Raw genomic sequence first — 20,334 nt, 5'->3', positions numbered from 1 at the left:
AGCCCCGCTGCCCCGAAGAGCCCCGCTGCCCCGAAGAGCCCCGCTGCTCGGAGTCCGAAGCGCCGGGTGAAGCCCCGATCCAATGGGAAGTCGAGCTGAGTGGGCGATCAACCTTTGGGGCGTTTCGCCTTACCCTTCCCTTTCTTCGTTTTCGAATTCTTCTTCGGATTTTTCGGGCTCGACTTCGCCCGTGCGGCCTTGGTCAAGCTCGATGCGGGCGGGCGGGCCCGACGCGCTTCGGGGGTGCTTGGTGTGGCTCCCGGCCGTTGGGGGCGAGATTCGGCTTCTTGAATGTGAATGTCGGCCGGAGCGAGGTCGAGTTCCCGGCGATCGATGTCGATCCGCGTGATCCGGACCTCGATCGGATCCCCCAGCCGGTAGCGGCGACCGGATCGTCGACCGATCAGGGTGTGGGTCTCGAACTCGAGGTAGTAGTAGTCGTCGGCGAGGCTGGTGATGTGGACGAGGCCGTCGACCGGTAGGTTGACGATCCGGCAGAAGAGGCCGAATTCCTCGACGCCGATGATGATCGCCTGGAACGACTCACCGATCCGGCTCTCGAGATAGGTCAGGAGCTTGATCTTCACGAGCTCCCGTTCCGCGGCCTCGGCGCGGCGCTCGGTCTTCGTGCAATGGTCGGCCAGGACGGCCAGCTCGTCGTGGTCGCTCTTGGGCCGCTTGCCCTCGAGCAGGGTCGTCAACTGGCGGTGGACTTGCAGGTCAGGGTAGCGGCGGATCGGCGAAGTGAAGTGGCAGTAGTTCTCGCTCGCCAGGGCGAAGTGCCCTTCGGGGTCGGGCGTGTAGATCGCCTGTTTCAGGCTGCGGAGCACGCCGTAGTGGACCGCGTACTCGTCTGGCGTGCCCGCGGTCTCGATCAGGATCCGTTGGATCTCGAACCGACTTTGAGGGTTCTCGATCTCCAGGCCCAGGCTACGGGCGAACTCGGCGAACGCGTCCAGCTTGGTCGGCTCGGGGTCGGCGTGGGTCCGCCTGAGGAAGCCGGCATGCTTCTCGGTCAGGAAGGTCGCGACCGCTTCGTTGGCCGCGAGCATGAAGTCCTCGATCACCTGGTGGCTCTCGTCGTTCGAGGCGAGGTGAGCCCCGACGACCTCCCCTTGGTCACCCAGGTCGACTTCGACCGCCGGCATGTTCAGCTCCAACGCACCGCGGTCGAAGCGGCGGCGGCGGAGGATCTGGGCGAGCTCGAGCATCGCGCCGAGCATTCGGGCCACTTCAGGCGCCACCCCTTCGTGCTCGGCCTCGGGCTCCTTCATGACCGGGAAGGCTTGTTCGTAGGAGAACCGGTGGTCGACCTTGATCGCCGAGCGCGCGAAGCTCAGGCCGGTCCGGATCCCCTCGGCGTTGAACTCCAAGAGGGCGCTGACGGTGTAGCGCACCTTGCCGGCCTGGAGGCTCGCCAGGCTGTTGGAGATCACTTCGGGGAGCATCGGGATGACGCGATCGGGCAGGTAGACGCTGGTGCCGCGCTGGCGTGCGGTCCGGTCGAGGTCCGAGGCGGGCTGGACGAAGTGGGAGACGTCGGCAATGTGGACGCCCAGGCTCCAGAACCCGCGGTCGTCGCGTGAGAGCGTGATCGCGTCGTCGAAGTCGCGCGCCGTCGCCGGGTCGATCGTGACCGTGAGCGTGTCGCGGAGGTCGAGCCGGTCGCCGATCTCGGTCTCCAAGAACTGCTTGCCCAGCTTCCGCGCTTCGTTGAGCGTCTCCTCGTCGAAGGTATCGGGGATATTGAACGCGCGGATGACCCCCAAGGTGTCGACCCCGGGCTGACCGCGCGGGCCGAGGATCTCGCTGATCACCCCCTCCCCCGCGGCATACGGGGTCGGATAGGAAACCATTTCGATCGCGACCTTGTCGGACGGCTTGGCCCCTTTGGCGCCGGGATCCCCGACATAGATCGGTGCGCCGAACGTGGTGCCGTCCACCCGGACGAATCCCGCCCCCAGCTCCTCGAAGTAAGTCCCCACGAAGATCCCGGACGCCCGGGTGAGGACCTGGATGATCCGGCCTTCGACGTTCATCCCCGGCCCTTTGGGCCGCTTGGTGATCTTGACCGCGACCTCGTCCCCGCTCGAGGCGTCGCGGGTCTGATCGACCGGGATATAGATCTGGTCGGCCTTCTCCTTCGACGTGTGGGGGCGAACGAAGCCGAAGCCTTTCGCCGACCGTCGGAAGAGGCCGATGATCGCCCCCTTGGTGTGGGGCTTACTCAGTCGCTTGTCTTTGGCGATCTCGAGTCGGCCGTCCTTGATCAGCCCCTTGACCGCGGCCCGAAACTCCGGGTAATCGTCGGGATCGACCCCGAGCCGGCGCGACATTGCCTTCAATGTCATCGGCTTGAAGTCGGCCTCGGAGACCAGATCTAGCACCTTTTCTGTCGGGTCGGTCATCGACGGTCTCTCCGCTTCGGCCAAGTGGCTGGGCACCGTGATCGAAGGGCCCGGCGCAGCAGGCTACCTTGCCGGCCTGTGCGAGGCCAGCCCGGTTCCGAAGTGAGATCCGTCCGCCGGTTGTGAGAACGCCTTGGTCTAAAGTGAAGCCACGGGTCCCGAGAACGGAACCCGTGGCCTTCAGACTTCCTTCGATTCCCGGTATCAACCGGCCGACGGAGAGCGATTCTCCGTCGAGCCGACCGCCCCGGGGGCGTTTCAGGACTCCTCGGATTCGTCCGGGAGGCCGTTCGACTGGGTGACCCCCTTGAAGAGTCTCCGGCCCAGGTTCTGCTGGAACGGGGTCCAGCTCGACTCGCGGCACGGGTCGTCACGGATCTCACGGCTGAACGTGTGGATCTTGGCGTCGAGGTTGTCGAGGTAGTGGAGCGCGATCGCCTCAAGAGTCATCGGCAACTTGGGGCTGCCGAACTCGTGCGTGCCGTGGTGGCTGACGATCATGTGCTTGAGGCGGAGCAAGAGCTCGTTCGGGAACGGCTCGCCCGTCAGGTCAGCGCTCTGCTCGACCTTGTCGCGGAGCATCTCGACACCCATGACCAGGTGCCCGACGAGTTGTCCTTCATCACTGTAGGCAAAGGCGCGGTCATAGCTGAGCTCGCTGACCTTGCCGATGTCGTGGAGAAAGATGCCCGTAAGCAGGAGGTCGCGGTCGAGCTCGGGGTAGAGGTCGACGATCCGGTCGGCGATCGTGAGGATCGTGACGACGTGCTCGAGCAGACCCGCGTGGTAGGCGTGGTGGTTTTTAATCCCCGCCGGCGCCGTGGTGAACTTGCGAACGAACTCCTCGTCGATGAGGAAGCACTCGACGAGCGCCCGCAGGTGCGGATTGCTGATACTCAAAAGGATTTCGCGGAGCCTTGCGGTCAGACGCGCGACGTTCTGAGTGCTCTGCGGGAGGTAATCCTCGGGCTCGATCTTGGTCGGATCGACGACCTCGATATGCGAGAGGATCAGTTGCAGGGCGCCCTGGAAGACTTGCGTCTTCCCTTTGACCCGGAGATAGTCTCCTGGATCGAACGTTCGCGCCAGTCCCTCACTCGCATTCCAGAGCCGCGCACCGACGCTTCCCGTCTTGTCTCGCAGTTCAAGGTGGAGGTAGAGATTGCCCTGGCGATTCGCACGGAGTTGCTTGTCGGCGACCAAGAAGGATTCGTCGACCGCGTCTCCGTTGCTCAGCTGATTCACATAGCGACGGCTCATGCGGCAGTTCGACCGTGGGTGCGGAACCGGGTGGTTCGTTCAGGAATTTCGGACGCGAAGCCCACCGAAGCGGTGATTGTAGGGGGCGAGTGCGGGTGGGGTCAAGTGACCTCGAACCGCGGTCCTGGTTCCGTGGTGCCGACCGCTTTTTTCAGGACCCGGCTGGCCCGCGAATTACTGTTCATGCGATCACTGGGTCGGACGAGTTCCCTCCCAACGATCAGGCCGAGACCGAGCCACCTTCCCATCGAGACCGGCGCCTCCTTGCTTTGTTTTGCACTGGCAAGAATCGATCGCAGTCGGCGATGCCGTCGGTCAAGGCGTTGCCGGGCTTCGGCGACCGTTTGCACTGGTGTTTTGCCACCGACCAGGGCTGAGAGCGAGCGGAAATGGGGACAGTCTTGAATGGCGCGAAGCGAACGGCAAGGTGAAGCGATTGCAGGGGTTGAGAAAAGCAGGTCCGCCTGGCACGATGGGGTTGCCTACTGGCACGATGGGGTTGCCTAACGACTCGATTGCGCACAGGAGCCCCTCTGATGCATGACATTACCGGATTGCTCCCGTTCTGAAGGGACTCCCGCAAGACGTCTCCCTTCATCTTGAACCCGAGTCCATCCTGTCCGCCTGTTCTCGGTCGGGCATATTTGGGGGTGGAGCGTGCTCAATCCCGTCGCATTTCTTCATCAGTTCCTGCTCCACGGTTATTCAGGGCAACACGGCTCTGCAACACATCCCGCTGTTCGGGGGGCGCACCTTTACCGCATTGGTCTACTGCCGGGCGCGTCGTTTCATGGGGTTCGCGGAGGACGAGGAAACTCTTAATCCAGTTTGCGCAGACTGCATCAAGAATTTAAGAATGTCCCAATTTCTGTTCCCAGACCTCCCCAATGAGGTGCCTGGCCACTTGCCCTCCATTGATGTCCCGCGAACAGTCGGGATCGAGCCTCCGAACGGGGCGAAGGGCTGGCAATAGCCGTTCGTACTCCAGCCGATGTGCGATTCACCTCGTATGTTTTGGCGATTTGATAGAGCCGTAGGTTATGCTCATCATCGACTGGAACTTCCCCAACTCCCTCACTCTTTCCTCGGTCACTTTCGTATCAGTCAGGTCGATGCTCCTGTTCGGGAAGCGTTCGGCTTGTTGTTCTATAAGCTGGAGGGTGGCATCAGTGATGCGCGTCCCGGAGAGTTTCAGCGTGTGTGCGCAGCACTGCGACATCGACGCGAGGCCTCGGTCCGTAACCGATGTGTGCGAGAGGTCGAGGTGGTTGAACCAGGGGCACGCATCGAGCATCGCAGCGCCCCTGTCGGTGATCCGGGTTCCCGACAGCGAGAGAGAGTGGACCCGATGGAACATCTTGTCGCGGATGAGTCGCTCCAAATCGTCATCGTCAGTCGCAGTTGACGAGAGGTCTACATTAATGGCCTCTACCGTATTCGACCAGCCCTCGAAATCCGCGTTTTCGGCGCGGCCACCCAGCCTCGTCACCTCGGATGAGAAGCGATCGAACTTGGCTCCCTCCCGCCACCCGTTGATCAGCCACGCGAGAATGATAGCACCGGGAATTGCCATCGCGATCACGACAACGAAGCTACACGAACGCGATGAAGACGGCGCCTTTGTGGAAATGACAGATTTTGCGGGCGCCTGTGCGGTGTCGAAATCATCGATGTGAATCGCTATCTTCCGGACCGTCGAGGTGCCCGACCTCAATCCCCGAATCCCCCCGGCGACCAAACCGATGAGTCCTCCAATCGGGGCACCGGCAGGAAGGCCCATATAGAGTCCGTACATGACGGTGTGTGCGAGGAACATCGTAACAGGGTCGTTCTTCGGACCGGCATGGGAGAGGATATAGGGAATCCCCGTAAGTGCCCCCAATATGCCAATAAGGATAACCCCGGCTGTCATCCCGGCACAGGCCCCGACCAACGATTGAAAGATGACTTGAACTGGCTTCCTCATTCGATTTTCACGGATTGAAAAACTGATGGGTTCTATATGTCAACACTATTCTGCCAGTGACGGTTTCGACTCGACGTAAGTCTCGATGAATGTGATTGAAAGCCGGCGATCCCGGCGGGGTAATGGCTCGTTACAATCCCAACAAGTGTTTGAGGCGTCCATCCTAGCCTGTGCCACAGTCCCAGGTCTAGGGACAGATGTCCTGGTCGTCTGTCACATCAATCCGAGGTCACGCCGAGCCGATTGAGTCGCCGGGCACTTCAGTTGGGAGGTTTGGGAGAATCAGTGAAGTAAGCAGGTCCGTGCTCAACCCAGGTGAATTCGCCATGGGAAGCCGTGGCCAGGCACCTAAAGCAGGCGCTGAAGGGACTCCGGCAAGACGTTGCACTTCATCCTGAACTCGAATCCATCCTGTCGGCGTGTTGCTCGGTCGGGCCTATCTGGCGGTGAAGCGTGCTCAAAACCGTTTCGGTCGGTCTACTGCCGGGCGCATCGCTTAATGGGGTTCCCCTGGGACGAGGAGAGGCTAACCCTGCTTATGGGACAGTCACTGAAACGTGTGGCAAAGTGTGGCTAGAGGTTCTGCCTGGCAATGCTCTCGATTTGAACCCGTGGGACGAAGGGGGTTGGAATCATTTGAAGCATGTGGAGATGCGTAACCTGGTGTCACGGGGCCTGGAAGTAATCCAAGAGCAGATCGATGGATGTTTCCTGGTCGTCCAGATCGCCGGACACCTGGGAATCTCTAGCGCTCACCGGTCAGGGACTGATTGAAGAATCAGCCACGTGTGCCGCGAATTCCAGATTACGGGCTATAACTTCGATGCCCGCCCTTCCCCTTCCAAGGACTATGTGAATCTGGCTGGATCGGTATCCAAGGGCGACGGGCGGCGGCCTCGTACTTTTGCTTCAACCTCAACCATTTTGCATCCATGGGGCGCGCAGGGCGGTTTCCGGGATAGGTCAATGAGTGTCGCATATCAGCACCGACCCATAGTGCGCCCTCGTACTCCCAAGCCTGCTCGCGGTATAAGCGAGATAAGCGAGTTAGTCTTACGCCCTCCATTCCTCCGACTAGCGCAGCCCCGACCACCGCCACCACGACCATCAGTCGCCGTATCGTGAACCGCATTCGGAGTGGTCGCATGCTTTGGCTCTCGAAGTGGCAGTTTGATCACTCGTTGGTAAAGAGTTGGGTCATCGACGCCGCCAGGTCCCGGCGGTTCCTATCATACCTCATCGTCGACTTCAGTTCGGAGTGCCTGGCAAATTCCTGAACCGCGTGGATGTCGCCCTCATTCCGGTCGAGCACCTCCGTCACCGCGATGTGCCGGAGGCCGTGGGGTCGGAACGGTCAGGAGACTCTGGCGCGACGGGCTATCGAGGCCACCACCTTCCGGACCGATTCCCCGGTCAACCGGTCGGGGGTGATGGCGGCCCGGTCGAGCCGGACGAACAGCGGTTCCGGGTCGGAGCCACGGGCTGCCAAACACCGTGAGAGAGCTCCTCGGGTCGGCTCGGGGAGGGACCGCTTCTCGGCGTCCGTCTTTCATTTCTGCTTCCCCAAGACTCACTTCCGGCTGCTGGCCCGGCTCTACCGGACGGGATTGGTGACCCGCAGGGTTCCTAGTGAGCTCTCCTCCTCTCCTCGGGTTCTTGGCGCAATGCCTGGTCACTGGGGCCTGTCGTCGCACATGGCCTTGTCCAGTGGAATATACAGCTTCACTGAACCTCTCAGACCTCCCCGCTGAAGTGCCTGGCCACGATGGCTCCCCCTGATGATTGGTCAAGGCGATGCTGGCGAAGGCTGAAGAACTGGTGGTGTCGCGTCGCTCCGGTCCGAGTTTGAGGCGATGGGGGCAGGAGGCGGCATAAGGCGAAGGACAAAGCCGACCGAGAGCACGGTGTGCGTTCTCGGTCGACCACGAGATCAGAGTCCCATCAAGAAGCGGAGCCGTTCTTCTACGGCCGCGAGAGTCTGCCCGGAGACCGCTCCCCAGCGCTGGGTAAGCCGTTCCTTGGAGACCGAGCGAACCGCCTCGCACATCACAAAACTCCGCTCGTCGAGCCCCCCCTCGGGCGGGGCGATGGGCACGTGAGAGCGAACCCTCTTATCTGTCCTGGTGAGCGGGATCACGATCGCCAACTGGGCAGGTCCTTGGTTGAACGGATCAACCGAGACGATCAGGACAGGGCGAGTGCCTGACTGCTCGCGGCCTTTGGTCGGATCGAGATTTGCACCCCAGATTTCGCCTCGCATTGCTGTGGGACTCATGAGTCATCAGTCCAGACCGTCGGCCAGCGTGGCGTCCCACACCGCACGCTCTTTTTGTTCCTCCACCCAGGCGGCCGGGTCCTCTCGCAAGGCGGCGAAGTCGGCGTTGAGACCTTCCAGGAAGCGTTTCTTTCTGTACTCCTCGATCGCCTTGCCAAGCACCTCGGTCATCGGTTCGTCAACTTCCTCCGAAAGTGATCGGAGGGCCGCATGGGCGGAACGACTAATACGAACTGTAAGTGTGTTCATGGTTTTGAATTCCGGACCCGAGTCACGCGCAGTACTCAGGTCATTGTGGGGCATAAGACTCCTCGAATTCATCGCGACGACTAAGGTTCCCCGCTCGGTCGTCGCCATTCCAGTCTGCTAACGAGTATACTGTGTTGTATGCAAAACGCAATGCTATGAGCGATTTCGATGCCCGTCGATCAGGAATCCGCTGTGTCGAACGATGACGATCCTACGCCCCCCCCATCCTGTCCGTTCTACGCCAACTACGGCCCGCGCGACGGCCTGATCCTGCGCGGTGGCGTACCGGTCATGGGCGTTCTGGACAGGCAGGAGGCCGTCATCGGCATCGTCTAGTTTGCTGGGGCGATCCCGAGCAAGCGCGGCCCCGCCCAGCTCTGACGGCTCGAGGTTGGCAAGGTCAAGCTCAAGGGGGAATGGGTCTGCCGGGGCCGGGAGTTCGTGCGGATCGGTGAAGCAGCGGAGAAGGTATGGCCGTGCCCCAGAAAGGGAGCGGAAATGGGGACATTCTTGGCGCAAAAGGACATGAGGGGCCGAAAGGGGGGTATTCGTCAGTATTACTGTTATTCGGATTACGTGGGGTAATATGTGTTGTCTAGCATGTGTAATTTTGTCCAGCTTGCATGCGCCGCGTCAAGAATTTAGGAATGACCCCAATTCTGCTTCCCCAAGACTCGCTTCTGGCTGCGGGCCCGGCTCTACTCGACGGGATTGGTGACTCGCAGGGTTCCTGTGAAAGGTTTCAAGCAGTAAGTTGTCCTCCTCACCTCGAGCTTCTTGGCGCAAGGCCTGGTCACTGGGGCCTGTGGTCGCAACATGGCCGTGTCCAGTGGTAAATTCAGCTTCACTGAACCTCCCAGAGCTCCTCGCTGAAGTGCCTGGCCGCTAAGGCTCCCCCCGGCCGACCGGACGCCGCTTGCGGCTTCACCGCTGAACGACTTGGCCACTTCGGCTCCCCGTCTCGCGGGAATTCCGAAATTCACCGATTGATACGATATTCTTCCCCGATTTATCATGCCCCTTGGATAAACTGATGTGGCCTGCGGCGCGCCTCTCAGGCGGGAGGGTGATCAACCCTCGCGCCACGGGGCGAGGCCTCCAATGTCTTGGTCTCGTATTCCGAAGGATCACCCCGAGTGCCGGAGCCCTGCGACGAAGCAGTCCATCCTCTCGGTTGTCCTCCGCTCGCCGCTCGCCGAGGCACCGGGCTGCCGGCGAGAGCCGGACCTCCCGCCGGTCCAGCTCGACACGGATCGCCCGGTTCTCACCACCCCCGGCCTGGGACGAAGAAGGCGCACCAGAAAGCAGCCATGCGGCCGCCGTCGGAGGAGAGAGGTGAGGAAAGGAAAGGGCGAAGCGAAGCCCCACGTGCGTTCCGAACTCGAGCCGTCCCCCCCCCCCCGACCCTTTAGTATCCAGGACGAGGAATTTCATCGATGCGACGATCCTTCACCAGTCGGCGCGGCTTCACATTGATCGAATTGCTGGTCGTCATCGCGATCATCGCCGTGCTCATCGCCCTCCTCCTGCCGGCGGTCCAAGCGGCTCGCGAGGCCGCCCGACGCGCGCAGTGCGTTAACAATCTGAAGCAGATCAGCCTGGGCATCGCCAACTACATGGACGCCTTCGGCTCGACCCCGATCCATGAGTATCGGAGGTCAGACGAGTACGGCGGCGCGGCGGGGTCGTCGGGCAACCGGGGCTGGCACTGCCAGATCCTGCCGTTCATCGAGCAGGCGACGCTCCACAACGCGATCAACTTCACCTATTCCGACGGCTTCTACGGGGCCAATAACATCGTCAACGGCGTGAACGGCACCGCGCACAAGGCCCAGGTCGCCACCTTCCTCTGCCCGTCCGACGGCATCACCTGCCTGCCGCAAGACGGGGTCGTGAACGTCGCCGGCGGCAAGCTCGGCAACAATAACTACGTGGGCAACTCGGCCCATCCCCGCAACGTCCTCATGCCGGGCGGCACACCCGTCGGCGACAACCTCCCGCCATCGCAAGGGGTGATCTCCACGTCCCGCATGTACACGACGCAGGGCGGTTGCGCCACCGCCGGCAGGGCGGCCACGACCAATCAGAACGTCAACATCGCCAGCATCACCGACGGGACGTCGAACACCGCCGCCGTGAGCGAGTCGCTCATGAACGACGGCTCGGGCAAATCCAGCGACAAGCGCCGGAACCTGAACTACACGAGCTCACGCCTGATCGAACAAAACGACGTCCCCGCCATGGTGGCCGTCCGCGACGGCCTGGCCGCCCCCCTGAACTGGCCGGGCTGGAGCATGTACAAGGGCTCGACCTGGGCCTTCACCGACGGTTGGGAAGGGCACCTCTATGCCCACCTCTTTCCCCCCAATGCCCCGCCGATTCATGTGTATGCTGATAACACCTTGCGCTGCTTCGAGGGGGATACGGCAATGAACCCCACGAGCAACCACTCCGGCGGCGTGAACGTCGGCTCGATGGACGGCTCGGTCCGGTTCATCAAAAATACGGTCAACCTGCCGACCTGGTGGTCCTTCGGCACCCGCAACGGCGGGGAGATCATCTCGGCCGACGCGCTCTGAGACCCTCCCCGGGGGCGGTTCAGGTCGACGCTGATCCCCCGGGGGCGAAGACACGCGCCGTCCTTTTTATTCGTATGCTCGCGAAATCCTGGCAATCGAGGTTCTCCCCCCTATGCGCATGACCTCATCCCTCATCTTCACGCTGCTGACCCTCGCCGCTTCCGCGTTATTCCCCGGCTGCGGGAACAACGCGGTCGAATTCGACAAGGACGCGGAACACAACCCGGAATCGCTCGCCCAGGAGTTCCTCTTCCGCTACAAGGCCCTCCCCGATCGCGCCTCGACCAGGCAGAAGGCGCGGATCGCAGCCCGGGAAAAGGCCGAGGCGGCCGTGCCCGAAGCCGTCGACCAGACGAAGTCGGAACGTGGCGCAACCACCAAGAAGGTCGCGGTACCGACCCTGGAGGGCCTGCTCACCGAGACCGAGGAGCGGGTCGCCGGGGTTCCGGGCATGTCCCGCACCGAAGCGGGTAGGAAGGTCGTCGAGCTCCTCGCCAAGGAGACGGCCATCACCCCCGACGATCTCCGGTTGATCCGCGAACGACTGGCCAGGTGACATCGGGGGACTCTCCAGGCTCCGGCTGGCCTGAGAGAGTCCCCACTTCAAGTCGCCGGCCTTGCAAGGAGCACCTCGAGTCCTGGCCCGGCGCGCCTTGGCTCACGAACCCGGGGGATGACCGGGGTGGACCGGACTCAATCGTCGTCGTCATCGTCATCATCGTCGCTCTTCACGCCGATGAGCCGACGCGCCGCGAGCCCCTTGCCGTGCGCCCCGGCCAGTTCCGCCGGATAGCGCGTGTCGAGGCCCTTGGCCCGGTGCCAGAGGATCCGGTTCATCGCGTCGTCCTCAACGCGATCGGGCACCCGGAAATTCTGCTTCAGGCTGAGCCGGGCCCAGTGGTGCTCCGGCCCCTCGAGCCCGCTCAACTTGGGATTCAACTGGCCGATGGGCACGTTGACCGGGAGCGCCTCATACGGGGAGAGGTCGGGCGTCTCCCGGAAGCAGGCCGACATCAAGGGGGACATCGCGTCCATCTGATTCATCGGCGGGCAGCCGAGGATGCGCTCCATCGTGTGCAGCACGGAGGTCTGATTGTAGAAGTCGTGGACCACGGCCCCCCGCCTCGTGTAGGGGCTGATCACCAGCGCGATCGAGCGGTGCCCGTCGATGTGGTCAAAGCCGTCCTGCGGGTCATCCTCGATGACGAAGATACAGGTCTTCGGCCAGAATTTGCTCCGGGACAGGCCCTCGACAATGCGGCCCAGCGCCAGGTCGTTGTCGGCCAGATAGGCATTTGGGGTCGGCATGTCGGGCGAGGTCCCCGAGGTGTGGTCGTTCGGCAAGTGGACGATCGTCAGGTTCGGCCACTCGCCCTTCGCCTCCGCCTCGTGCAGCGCCTTGAGGAAGATGCCGGCCCGGACGACGTCGGGGATTCCCATGTTCCACCCCGGATAGCCCGAGGCGCTGTAACGCCGCAAGGTCTCGATGCCGATCGAGGCCTCGAAGCCGATCGTCCCCTCGCCGTCCTCGTAATCCTTGAGGATCTCGGTGTAGGTCGCCGTCTTGGGGACCGGGGTGGCGTAGTCCATCTCGCCGTAGTTGCGGAAGGAGAGACCGTGCAGCAGGACGTTGTCCCAGAGGAACCCGGTCGAGGAGTAGGTCAGCGGGTCGTCGCCGTAGGTGTAGCTGCGGGTGAACCCGCCGAAGGACTTCTCCAGGTGGTCGGTGACGTTCCCCTCGGTGGCCCAGGAGTGGCCGTCGGCAGAGACGACCCCATTGCAGTAGAAGTTGTCGAGCAGGACGTACCGCTCGGCCAGAGCGTGGTGGTTGGGGGTGATCTCACGCCCGTAGATGCAGAGGGCCGGGTCCCCTTCTCCCTTGCGGATGTCGCCGAAGACCTGGTCGTAGGTCCGGTTCTCCTTGATGACGTAGACGACGTGCTCGAAGACGGAGGGCTCGCCCAGCCGCTTCGGTATCGGCACCGGGTCGACGCCGGCGTGGGCCTTCTCCCAGGCGCGGAGCATCTGCGGGACGCGGGCGTTCGTCCGGACCTGCTCGGTCTGCACGGCCAGATCCTCGAGGCCCGGCACGGGGACCTTCGAGACGACGCCGAGGTACGCCTTGGCCGACCGGCCCTTCGGGCTCGGCGACTCATTGCGCGACCCGAACCCCTTGACGTTCGCCACGAACAGCTCGCCCCCGTCGGCGACGACCGCCCCGGGATACCACGCCGTCGGGACGAACCCACGCACCTTGCTCGCGCCTGGGGCCTCGCCCTTCTCCGGGGCGGGTGCCAGGTCCACGACGGCCAGGGCGTTGTTGCCCCCATTGGCCACGAACAGCGTCCGGCCATCGGCGGACAGCGCGAGGGCATTCGAGGCGCTCCCGAAGGGGAGCGACGGCTCGGGACGGACGAGGATCGTCTCCACCACCGTCATCCCCGCCGTGTCGATGACGGTGACGGTGTCGGAGTTGGCGTTGGCCACGTAGAGCCGGCCCGAGCCCGCGTGTGAGACGAGGTCGGCGGGGTGAAGGCCCGTCGCGACCTCCGCGACCTGCCTGCCCGCGGCGAGGTCGACCTTGCCCACGGTCCCGCTCTTGCCGACCCCGCGCTCGTCGATCAGGACCGGGGTCCCCGACGACGGGGCGGTCTTCTCCCCCGCGTGGGGCCGTCGTCCTCCCCAGTTCGAGACGAAGGCCGAGGCGCCGTCCGAGGACAAGGTCACGTTGAACGGGGCGACGCCGACGGGGATCTCCTTGACGAGCTTCCCCCCCGCCAGGTCCACCACGCCGAGGGTGTTATTCCGGGAGAGGCAGACATATGCGGTGGCCCCGTCGGCCGAGAGGGCGATGCCACATGCATGCGAGTCGCCCTTGCCCCCCGGACCCGGCAGCGCGATCCTCCGGGACCAGGCGAGCGACCCGTCCGCGCCGACGGTCGCCTCATCCAGGGAGTCCTGGGCGGTCGTCGCGAACACTCGCGTCCCGTCCGCCGAGATGGTGATCCCGTGCATCGAGCCCCCTCCCTTCGGGAAGGCGAGCTCCTGCACGATCTTCCACCCCTCACGGTCGATGGCGACGAGGCCCCGGTGGTCCTTCGCGTAGAGCCGTCGGCCCCCGGGCGCCAGGACCAGGTCGACGGGACGACCTCCGTACTCGATCGCCTGTCCCGCCGGCCGGAGCACCTGCTTCGTCGGCGCGACCCATCCCCGGCCGTCAGGGGTCGGCCCCACCCGCACCGCTTCATCCCCGGCCACCGGCGTCCTCGCCACGACGAAGACGAGGACAACTGCGACGCCCCACCAGTTCCCGCGATTCTGCATTCCCAGACTCCTCGGCCCTCAGGTCGCTTTGCCTGCACTCCGGCCCGACACTATAAGCCGAGGAACCGCGACGGGGCAAGGAGCCGGACAGGGCCGTGACGACCCCGAGTGACATGGGCAGGACGAGGAGACGCCTACGAGCTTGGCCGGCGGCCAGGCACCTAAAGAAGGTAAAGCGGGGGACCGCGAAAATCCATCGAATGAACCGCTGTTGATCTTTTACAACAGAATAGACATATCGCTGAAGTGCCTCGTCACTGGTCACTCTCTGAAGGGTCTGGTCACTGGTCATCCCAGACCTCCCTGCTGAAGTGCCTGGCCACTGTGGCCGTCCCGTTGAAGTGGACCAATAAATGGGGAACAGCCCGTCCCGCGCCCTCGAGATCAAAACGAATCCGGGGGTGGGGCGGCTCCCCCCCCGGACGCGGAGAACGCCACTCTGGGTGGTGAAGCGCTCCGCTCAGTTCCGCTTGGTCCTCTCGAAGTGATCCTCGACAAAATCCTCAACCTTGGCGCGCTGCGCGGAGGTCAAGATCGGGTTCAGAGCATCCAACTCCGCCTGTCTGAGGACCTTGCGTTGCGTACGTTGGTCCTTGTACTTCTCCGCGAAGTTGTCGTGGATGTCGCGGATCTTCGCCCGCTGGTCGGCGGTCAGTCCCAGCTTGTCGCCGACCGTTTCCAGCCGTTCAGCCATGGACTCGCGGAGATGCTTCATGGCCTCGGCCCGGTCATTCTCCCCAGGCGCGACTCCGATGAGGACGATCCGGTCCTCGGCGAAGTTCTCGAGCTTCTCGCGCTGGGCGGGGGTCAGGACGGCACCGATCGCTTTGAGCTCGTCCCGGAGCAACTCGCGACGCTCGTCCCTGAGTGCCCGGTACTTCTCGGCGAAGGGGCGGTGGGCCGCGACGATCCGCTGACGCTGGTCGGTGTTAAGCCCGAGAGAGTCGGCCATGGCATCGAGTCGCTCGGCGACAGACGCCGCCATTTGGGCGCGGACGCATGATTCCTCGATCGCCTCGCGCGCCTTTCGCCGCTGCTCGGGGGTCAGCAGCGCGGCGATGTCCTTGAACTCGGCTTCGACCAGATCCCGACGCCGGGCACGTTCGGCTCGGTATTTCTCTGCGAATGGGGCCCAGGCCGCGCGAATATGCTTGCGTTGCTCGTCGGTCAAGCCGAGCGAGGCGCCGGCCCCCTGAATCCTCTCGGCGATCGTGTCGCGCATGCCGGCGAAACGGGGCCAGTCGCGCTCGGCGGTCTCGATTTTCCTCGCCTCGATGCGATCCTCGGCGAAGTCTTTGACCTTGTCACGCTGCTCGGGGGTCAGGATGGCGCCCAGGGTTGTCAACTCCGAGTGGAGCAGGTCGCGCCGCTCGCCCCGCAGGCTTTTGTACTTCGCCTCGAAGCTGGCGTGGGCCTCGCGGATCTTCGCCCGCTGGTCGGCGGTCAGTTCCAGCTTGTCGCCGACCGACTCGAGCTTCTCCGCCACCGACTGCACCAACTGATCGACCTCCGGCCTGAGGTCTCTCTCATTCTGGCCTCTGGCCCCGCGCCCTGCGCCCAGCACGGCCACGAGAGCGGGAACGATCCAGTAGTACCGAGTCATTCTCATCGTACGACCCTCCGGGGGAAATGGGGAAGACTTGGGCCTCGCCCTTCTCGTCCCCTTTGGAGCAGGGGAGGTCACACGCAACCGAGGTAACATCAAACCGAGATTTCCCAGACCATCGGGGATCTCCCGGATGAGTCCCATTCGACCACCGATTTGTCTCACATGGTCGATGTCATAGCGCATTTAATCAGATAAACTGAATAAATCAAGAGCGTTTGTTGGTTGACATGTCCTGTTTGTTCAGAAATATTGTAACGATTGCCATCAGCCCTAGCCGACCTCGGGTTCGGTCCGTCAGGACGGACCGTCCCCACCTCACTTGTCCCGGGGGCCCCGATCAACGGACAAGCGGTCCGTAAGCTTTCTCGGGAGGCCCGGACGCTCCTGTTTGGGCTCCCCGCATCTTCTCGATAGGGGGATGTCGGTGGACTGGCATCGAAAAAGGGTAAGACGGAGAACATGGCGAATTCATCTGGGGTAGGCGATGGCTGCCTATCCTCGCTGATTCTCCTAGGCCTCCCAACTGGGGTGCTTGGCCACTTGAGTCTCCCCTATAAGCCGAGGAACCGCGACGGGGCAAGGAGCCGGACAGGGCCGTGACGACCCCGAGTGGCAGGGGCAGGACGAGGAGACGCCGACGAGCGTGGCCGGCGGCCAGAGCGGGGTGAGCCACCTTCTCGAGCTGATCGAAGCTGAAATGCGCGTCGCGATGTCCCTGACCGGTGTGACGAGCGTGAGCCAGATCGACCGGGAGGTCCTGGCGACGGAACTTTAGGCTTCCGCGATCACCAGGCGAACGCCGGCCTTTCCCACCACCTCTCGATCAGCCACGGAGATTCCGGCGTCCGTCACGATGACGTCGATCTCAGAAAGATCGCAGACGACCTGGCCAGATGGCCCGCGGAAGAGCTGTCGACGAGCAACATGTTCTCGTCCGCTCGCTCGATGAACCGTCGCTCCGCGGCGACGAGGACTACGTCTGGCTACATCACGCCGGCTGCCGCACGGGATTCGGGAGCGAGTCAGGACAGCACGCGATCACGGTGACGGAGGCCGAGGCGCAGGCGAAGCTGCTGGCGATGACGTGGGGACTCTCGAACGCAGGCCGAGGCAGGTCTGCCCGTTCCACCGTCGCTGATGGCCTAAGCACGTGGACCTGATCTTTCTCTGTATTGAATTATGTGCAAGCCCTGGGTGCCACGGGTTGTACCCAACCCGTGAGCCAAAAACCCAGGCTATCACTCACGGGTTGAGTACAACCCGTGGCACCCAACGGCGATTGCATCACCGCGGTCACCGATCAGAAAATCAATGAAAACCGAGCCCAACGGCTTAGCGGTTCCCGCCGTTCGGGCCTTCTGGTGGCAAGAGCCGACACCCCCGCCGTCAGGTGGCGCTTGACAGTCACTACTCAGTGGTGCTATATACCGGTAGTAAGTAACGCTGAGTAGGTCGAGGAGGTGTTCCGTGGGCAAGCAGATGACGGAGATGCTCAAGGGCACGCTGGAGGGCATCGTCCTCGCGATCCTGTCCGTGCAGCCCGCGTACGGCTACGAGATCACGGCACGGTTGCGAGAGCAGGGCTTTTCCGACATCGCCGAAGGCACCGTCTACGCCCTGCTCGTGAGGAACGAGCAAAAGGGCCTCGTCGACGTGGAGAAGATCCCGTCCGAGAAGGGGCCGCCGCGCAAGGTGTATTCGCTCAACGCTCAGGGACAGGAATATCTCGAAGAGTTCTGGAGGACGTGGAGCTTCCTCGCGGAACGGCTCGAACAGCTCCGAAAAAGAAAGGCATGAACATGTTTGTATCACGAATGATCGCCGAGAAGAGACGTTACTGGAAGTACAAGGCGCGCACGCGACAGCTTCCCGCGAACTATCACACCGCGATCGATGCGCTGGAGTGGTACCTGATGTACTTCGGGCCGGGGAAGGGCGACGAGCTGATGGCGATGCTGGAGGATCTTGCCGACCTCTTCGACGAGAGCGCGGCGAGCGGGACCCCGATCCGCGCGATCGTCGGGGAGGACCCTGTGGAGTTCGCCGAGGCGTTTCGTCGGAACTACCCGGTGGGTCAGTGGATCATCCGGGAGCGGGAACGGCTGACCCAGGCCATCGATCGCGTCGCGGGCAACGAACCGTAATGAAATAGGAAACGGATGTCCAGAAATAGGAGGCGTGAGGCAATGAGTGACGTCAATGGCGTGGTCGAGGACGGCTGGGAGCAGGTGGCGGATACCTTCCGCTCCAACTTCAAAGAAGGAAAGGACCTAGGCGCTGCATGCTGCGTCTATGTCGACGGGCGTGCTGTGGTCGATCTGTGGGGTGGTCTGGCCGACCGCGAGAGAAATCGCCCGTGGGAACAGGACACGGTCGTGGCCGTCGCGTCGACCACGAAGGGTGCGACCGCAATGTGCGCCCACCTCCTCGTCGAGCGTGGCGAGCTTGATCTCGATGCTCCCGTCATCCGGTACTGGCCGGAGTTCGGCGCGGCGGATAAGGAGGAGATCCCGGTCCGGTGGTTGCTCTCCCACCAGGCCGGTCTGCCGGTTGTCGACGCGCCGCTGACGTTCGAGGAGGCGTGCGCCTGGGATCCGCTGATTCGTGCGTTAGAAGTACAGAAGCCGCTGTGGACGCCCGGGACGGAGCACCTCTACCACGCGCAGACGTACGGCTTTCTCGTTGGAGAGGTCGTCAAACGCATCACGGGCAGGTCCTTGGGCACATTCTTCGCCGAGGAAATCGCCGGCCCTCTCGGGCTGTCCGCATGGATCGGTCTACCCGAAGAGATCGAGCCGCGGGTTGCCCGGCTCGATGCGGCCCCCTTCCCTTACAACTCCGTCGAGGACATGGCGACTGACTTCGGCGCGCTCATGGGGTTGGACCCCGCCGTGGCGGTGGCCTTGGTGAAGACCCTTTGGGGACCGAATTCGGTCCTCATCAAGGCTGGGTCAGTGGGCGGCATCACCGAGGAGAACATGGGGTCGCGGGCCTTTCGGGCGGCGGAGTTCCCGGGCGGGAACATGTTCGCCAACGCCCGCTCCATCGCCCGCATGTACGCCGCAACGGTGAGCGACGTCGACGGTATCTGCCTCCTCCAGCCCGATACGGTGGCAGCGATGACGGTGGTTCAGACCGACCGCACTCGCATGCACGGCGTCCCACCGGAGCTGGAGCCTGCCACGAGGAACATGTTTAACATGTCGCTCGGCTTTTGGCGGTCTAGCCCGCCCGTCATGCCCATGCTCGGCCCAGCGTCATTCGGCCACCCGGGCAGCGGCGGGTCGCTGGGGGCTGCCGACCCCGAAGCCCGGGTCGGCTTCGGCTACGTCTCGAATCTCTGGGCGGCCACCCTGATCGATCCGCGTGCCATCGAGCTGGCGTCCGCGGTAAGAAAGTGCCTTGACTAGGCGGAGATCGTCGCCAGCGAGAGTGAGTCGGGCGCGACGGGAGTGACGTGCACGGGCCGCGATCCGCAGCTCCGTGTCAGTTCGGATCCCTACCCTCGTTTCGAGGGTAGGGATCCGTCGTGTGACAGTTCCTCGGTGGGCTTGGTATCGCTGGCGGTGTCAGTGACCAAGATCCCGACCTGTATGGGTGATTGCGGCTTGCCGCCGGCCCCGCCAGACGCACTGCTTTGCCCACCTTGCGTGTCTGCCGCGCCTCCGCGCCGGGGTGCCGCTGGTGCCGCCCCGTTGGGGCTGAAGTCGAACGGTAAAATTATAGACGTGGTCATGATTGTCAATTTGTTTGTCATAATCCGTGGGTCATCCGACGGTAAACCGCTGTAGCGGGCATTTCGTCCGTTTCGAGGGGGGCCCCCTCCGTTTCCCCGGATCTCGATGCCCACCGGCCGGGAGATGTTGTCTTCCTGAGCCTTTCACTCTCTGGCGTTGAGTCGCGGCGGAGCATTGCAATATGCGCGATAGTGCATGCGATTTGCATTGGTCAAACCCGTGGCGGTCTGGCCGCCAAGGCGGGCTCGACGGCACAAGTCGATTTCCAACCGAGAGATCCGTCAATCAATCGAACGCTGGCGCATGAAATGCTTAGAGTCTTCGCCCATGCTCGCCCCGCCGGATCCGCTTCCTTTGCGGAAATCCGGCGTGGACGCGAGTGGTTGAGAAGGAGCATCGGAGACTCATGTTTCACAGGAAGACCATCGGCGTGATGGCCGCCTCGGCGTTGGCATTGGCCTTGGTCGGCGCCGGTTGCGGCGAATCGAACGGGCGCTATCCCGTCTACGGCAAGGTCCTGCACAAGGGCGAGCCGGCGGTCGGGGCGACCGTGTCGTTCTTCCCCAAGAGCGCCGCCGGATCGAACGGCGCGATCCCTCGGGGCGAGGTCGAGGCCGACGGTTCGTTCCGGCTCGACTCCGGCGACCTGGGACCAGGCGCCCCGCCTGGCCAGTATGCGGTGCTCGTCGAGTGGCGCCAGGGGCCGTTGCGGACCCATCGCCGCGACACGGCGCGCACGGTCGGCAAGCGCGCCGCGAGGGAGGGAAAGCCTCTGCTGATCGCCGATGATCGGCTCAAAGGTCGCTATTTCGACATCGCCCACCCCCGACTTGACGCCGAGGTCAAGAACGGGAGCAACACCCTTCCCCCCTTCAACCTCACGGATTGAGCCGTGGGCATCGCGGCCAACGTCGGCCGGATCGTTGG

At 63.3% G+C, this 20,334-nt stretch carries 15 protein-coding genes and 2 pseudogenes; 9 read left to right on the top strand and 8 right to left on the bottom strand.

The genetic code is table 11. The features are described from left to right. Positions 1–107: 107 nt before the first annotated feature. The 6 genes and pseudogenes from rnr to BUS42_RS39320 all read right to left on the bottom strand — a co-directional run bounded on the left by rnr (position 108) and on the right by BUS42_RS39320 (position 8,080). On the bottom strand, positions 108–2,408 hold the full coding sequence (gene rnr, locus BUS42_RS39350; RefSeq protein ID WP_074316989.1) for a ribonuclease R: 2,301 nt from the start codon (positions 2,406–2,408) through the stop codon (positions 108–110). A gap of 258 nt (positions 2,409–2,666) precedes the next feature. Continuing rightward, positions 2,667–3,668, bottom strand: a complete 1,002-nt coding sequence (locus BUS42_RS39345) for a 3'-5' exoribonuclease YhaM family protein (RefSeq protein WP_074316988.1) — start codon at positions 3,666–3,668, stop codon at positions 2,667–2,669. A 1,000-nt stretch (positions 3,669–4,668) separates the two neighbouring features. Beyond that, on the bottom strand, positions 4,669–5,634 hold the full coding sequence (locus BUS42_RS39335) for a leucine-rich repeat domain-containing protein (RefSeq protein ID WP_074316984.1): 966 nt from the start codon (positions 5,632–5,634) through the stop codon (positions 4,669–4,671). 1,174 nt (positions 5,635–6,808) lie between these two features. Continuing rightward, positions 6,809–6,973, bottom strand: a pseudogene (locus BUS42_RS46875) (integrase); the annotation flags it as partial. A gap of 591 nt (positions 6,974–7,564) precedes the next feature. Beyond that, a complete protein-coding gene (locus BUS42_RS39325; RefSeq protein WP_074316983.1) occupies positions 7,565–7,909 on the bottom strand; it encodes a type II toxin-antitoxin system PemK/MazF family toxin in 345 nt (114 codons plus the stop codon). Positions 7,910–7,915: 6 nt separating this feature from the next. Then, a complete protein-coding gene (locus tag BUS42_RS39320; RefSeq protein WP_254054095.1) occupies positions 7,916–8,080 on the bottom strand; it encodes a hypothetical protein in 165 nt (54 codons plus the stop codon). A gap of 270 nt (positions 8,081–8,350) precedes the next feature. On the opposite strand from BUS42_RS39320, the gene BUS42_RS44565 reads away from it, so the two are divergent. From BUS42_RS44565 to BUS42_RS39310, 3 genes are all read left to right on the top strand, one after another. Further along, positions 8,351–8,494, top strand: a complete 144-nt coding sequence (locus BUS42_RS44565) for a hypothetical protein (protein ID WP_216821133.1) — start codon at positions 8,351–8,353, stop codon at positions 8,492–8,494. A gap of 1,100 nt (positions 8,495–9,594) precedes the next feature. Next, positions 9,595–10,737 (top strand): DUF1559 family PulG-like putative transporter, encoded by a 1,143-nt coding sequence (locus tag BUS42_RS39315; RefSeq protein WP_074316982.1) that lies wholly within the window; start codon positions 9,595–9,597, stop codon positions 10,735–10,737. 112 nt (positions 10,738–10,849) lie between these two features. Then, positions 10,850–11,293 carry a hypothetical protein gene (locus BUS42_RS39310; RefSeq protein WP_074316979.1) on the top strand — a complete coding sequence of 148 codons (444 nt, stop codon included), beginning with the start codon at positions 10,850–10,852 and terminating at the stop codon, positions 11,291–11,293. Between the two features lie 137 nt (positions 11,294–11,430). Here the strand turns inward: BUS42_RS39310 and BUS42_RS39305 are convergent, their stop codons facing one another. Together BUS42_RS39305 and BUS42_RS39300 are read right to left on the bottom strand one after the other, a co-directional pair. Then, positions 11,431–14,061, bottom strand: coding sequence for a bifunctional YncE family protein/alkaline phosphatase family protein (locus tag BUS42_RS39305; protein WP_074316977.1), 2,631 nt, complete (start codon positions 14,059–14,061; stop codon positions 11,431–11,433). A gap of 460 nt (positions 14,062–14,521) precedes the next feature. Next, positions 14,522–15,670, bottom strand: coding sequence for a hypothetical protein (locus BUS42_RS39300; protein WP_143206684.1), 1,149 nt, complete (start codon positions 15,668–15,670; stop codon positions 14,522–14,524). A gap of 646 nt (positions 15,671–16,316) precedes the next feature. Between BUS42_RS39300 and BUS42_RS44560 the strand changes: the two are divergent. The 6 genes and pseudogenes from BUS42_RS44560 to BUS42_RS39270 form a co-directional block, all read left to right on the top strand. Beyond that, a pseudogene (locus BUS42_RS44560) lies at positions 16,317–16,445 on the top strand (alpha-hydroxy-acid oxidizing protein); the annotation flags it as partial. 118 nt (positions 16,446–16,563) lie between these two features. Continuing rightward, the gene (locus tag BUS42_RS39290) at positions 16,564–16,830 is read left to right on the top strand and encodes a hypothetical protein (protein WP_074316972.1); all 267 of its coding nucleotides are present in this window, start codon (positions 16,564–16,566) and stop codon (positions 16,828–16,830) included. Between the two features lie 307 nt (positions 16,831–17,137). Continuing rightward, positions 17,138–17,467, top strand: coding sequence for a PadR family transcriptional regulator (locus BUS42_RS39285; RefSeq protein WP_074316970.1), 330 nt, complete (start codon positions 17,138–17,140; stop codon positions 17,465–17,467). Further along, the gene (locus BUS42_RS39280; RefSeq protein WP_074316967.1) at positions 17,464–17,814 is read left to right on the top strand and encodes a DUF1048 domain-containing protein; all 351 of its coding nucleotides are present in this window, start codon (positions 17,464–17,466) and stop codon (positions 17,812–17,814) included. The genes BUS42_RS39285 and BUS42_RS39280 overlap by 4 nt, the downstream gene beginning before the upstream one ends. 42 nt (positions 17,815–17,856) lie before the next feature. Further along, positions 17,857–19,080 carry a serine hydrolase domain-containing protein gene (locus tag BUS42_RS39275; RefSeq protein ID WP_074316965.1) on the top strand — a complete coding sequence of 408 codons (1,224 nt, stop codon included), beginning with the start codon at positions 17,857–17,859 and terminating at the stop codon, positions 19,078–19,080. A 733-nt stretch (positions 19,081–19,813) separates the two neighbouring features. Next, complete coding sequence (locus tag BUS42_RS39270) at positions 19,814–20,296, top strand: hypothetical protein (protein ID WP_074316963.1); 483 nt, start codon at positions 19,814–19,816, stop codon at positions 20,294–20,296. Positions 20,297–20,334: the final 38 nt, after the last annotated feature.

The sequence above is a fragment of the Singulisphaera sp. GP187 genome, assembly GCF_900129635.1.
Taxonomy (GTDB): domain Bacteria; phylum Planctomycetota; class Planctomycetia; order Isosphaerales; family Isosphaeraceae; genus Singulisphaera.
Note: the sequence above shows the minus strand (reverse complement) of the source record. Positions and strands in the feature narration are given on the sequence as shown.

What these genes read in the sequence shown, in the direction of transcription:
- rnr (WP_074316989.1), bottom strand. Translation starts at nt 2,408, where the DNA reads ATGACCGACCCGACAGAAAAGGTGCTAGATCTGGTCTCCGAGGCCGAC.
- BUS42_RS39345 (WP_074316988.1), bottom strand. Translation starts at nt 3,668, where the DNA reads ATGAGCCGTCGCTATGTGAATCAGCTGAGCAACGGAGACGCGGTCGAC.
- BUS42_RS39335 (WP_074316984.1), bottom strand. Translation starts at nt 5,634, where the DNA reads ATGAGGAAGCCAGTTCAAGTCATCTTTCAATCGTTGGTCGGGGCCTGT.
- BUS42_RS39325 (WP_074316983.1), bottom strand. Translation starts at nt 7,909, where the DNA reads ATGAGTCCCACAGCAATGCGAGGCGAAATCTGGGGTGCAAATCTCGAT.
- BUS42_RS39320 (WP_254054095.1), bottom strand. Translation starts at nt 8,080, where the DNA reads ATGACCGAGGTGCTTGGCAAGGCGATCGAGGAGTACAGAAAGAAACGC.
- BUS42_RS39315 (WP_074316982.1), top strand. Translation starts at nt 9,595, where the DNA reads ATGCGACGATCCTTCACCAGTCGGCGCGGCTTCACATTGATCGAATTG.
- BUS42_RS39310 (WP_074316979.1), top strand. Translation starts at nt 10,850, where the DNA reads ATGCGCATGACCTCATCCCTCATCTTCACGCTGCTGACCCTCGCCGCT.
- BUS42_RS39305 (WP_074316977.1), bottom strand. Translation starts at nt 14,061, where the DNA reads ATGCAGAATCGCGGGAACTGGTGGGGCGTCGCAGTTGTCCTCGTCTTC.
- BUS42_RS39300 (WP_143206684.1), bottom strand. Translation starts at nt 15,670, where the DNA reads ATGAGAATGACTCGGTACTACTGGATCGTTCCCGCTCTCGTGGCCGTG.
- BUS42_RS39290 (WP_074316972.1), top strand. Translation starts at nt 16,564, where the DNA reads ATGGCCCGCGGAAGAGCTGTCGACGAGCAACATGTTCTCGTCCGCTCG.
- BUS42_RS39280 (WP_074316967.1), top strand. Translation starts at nt 17,464, where the DNA reads ATGAACATGTTTGTATCACGAATGATCGCCGAGAAGAGACGTTACTGG.
- BUS42_RS39275 (WP_074316965.1), top strand. Translation starts at nt 17,857, where the DNA reads ATGAGTGACGTCAATGGCGTGGTCGAGGACGGCTGGGAGCAGGTGGCG.
- BUS42_RS39270 (WP_074316963.1), top strand. Translation starts at nt 19,814, where the DNA reads ATGTTTCACAGGAAGACCATCGGCGTGATGGCCGCCTCGGCGTTGGCA.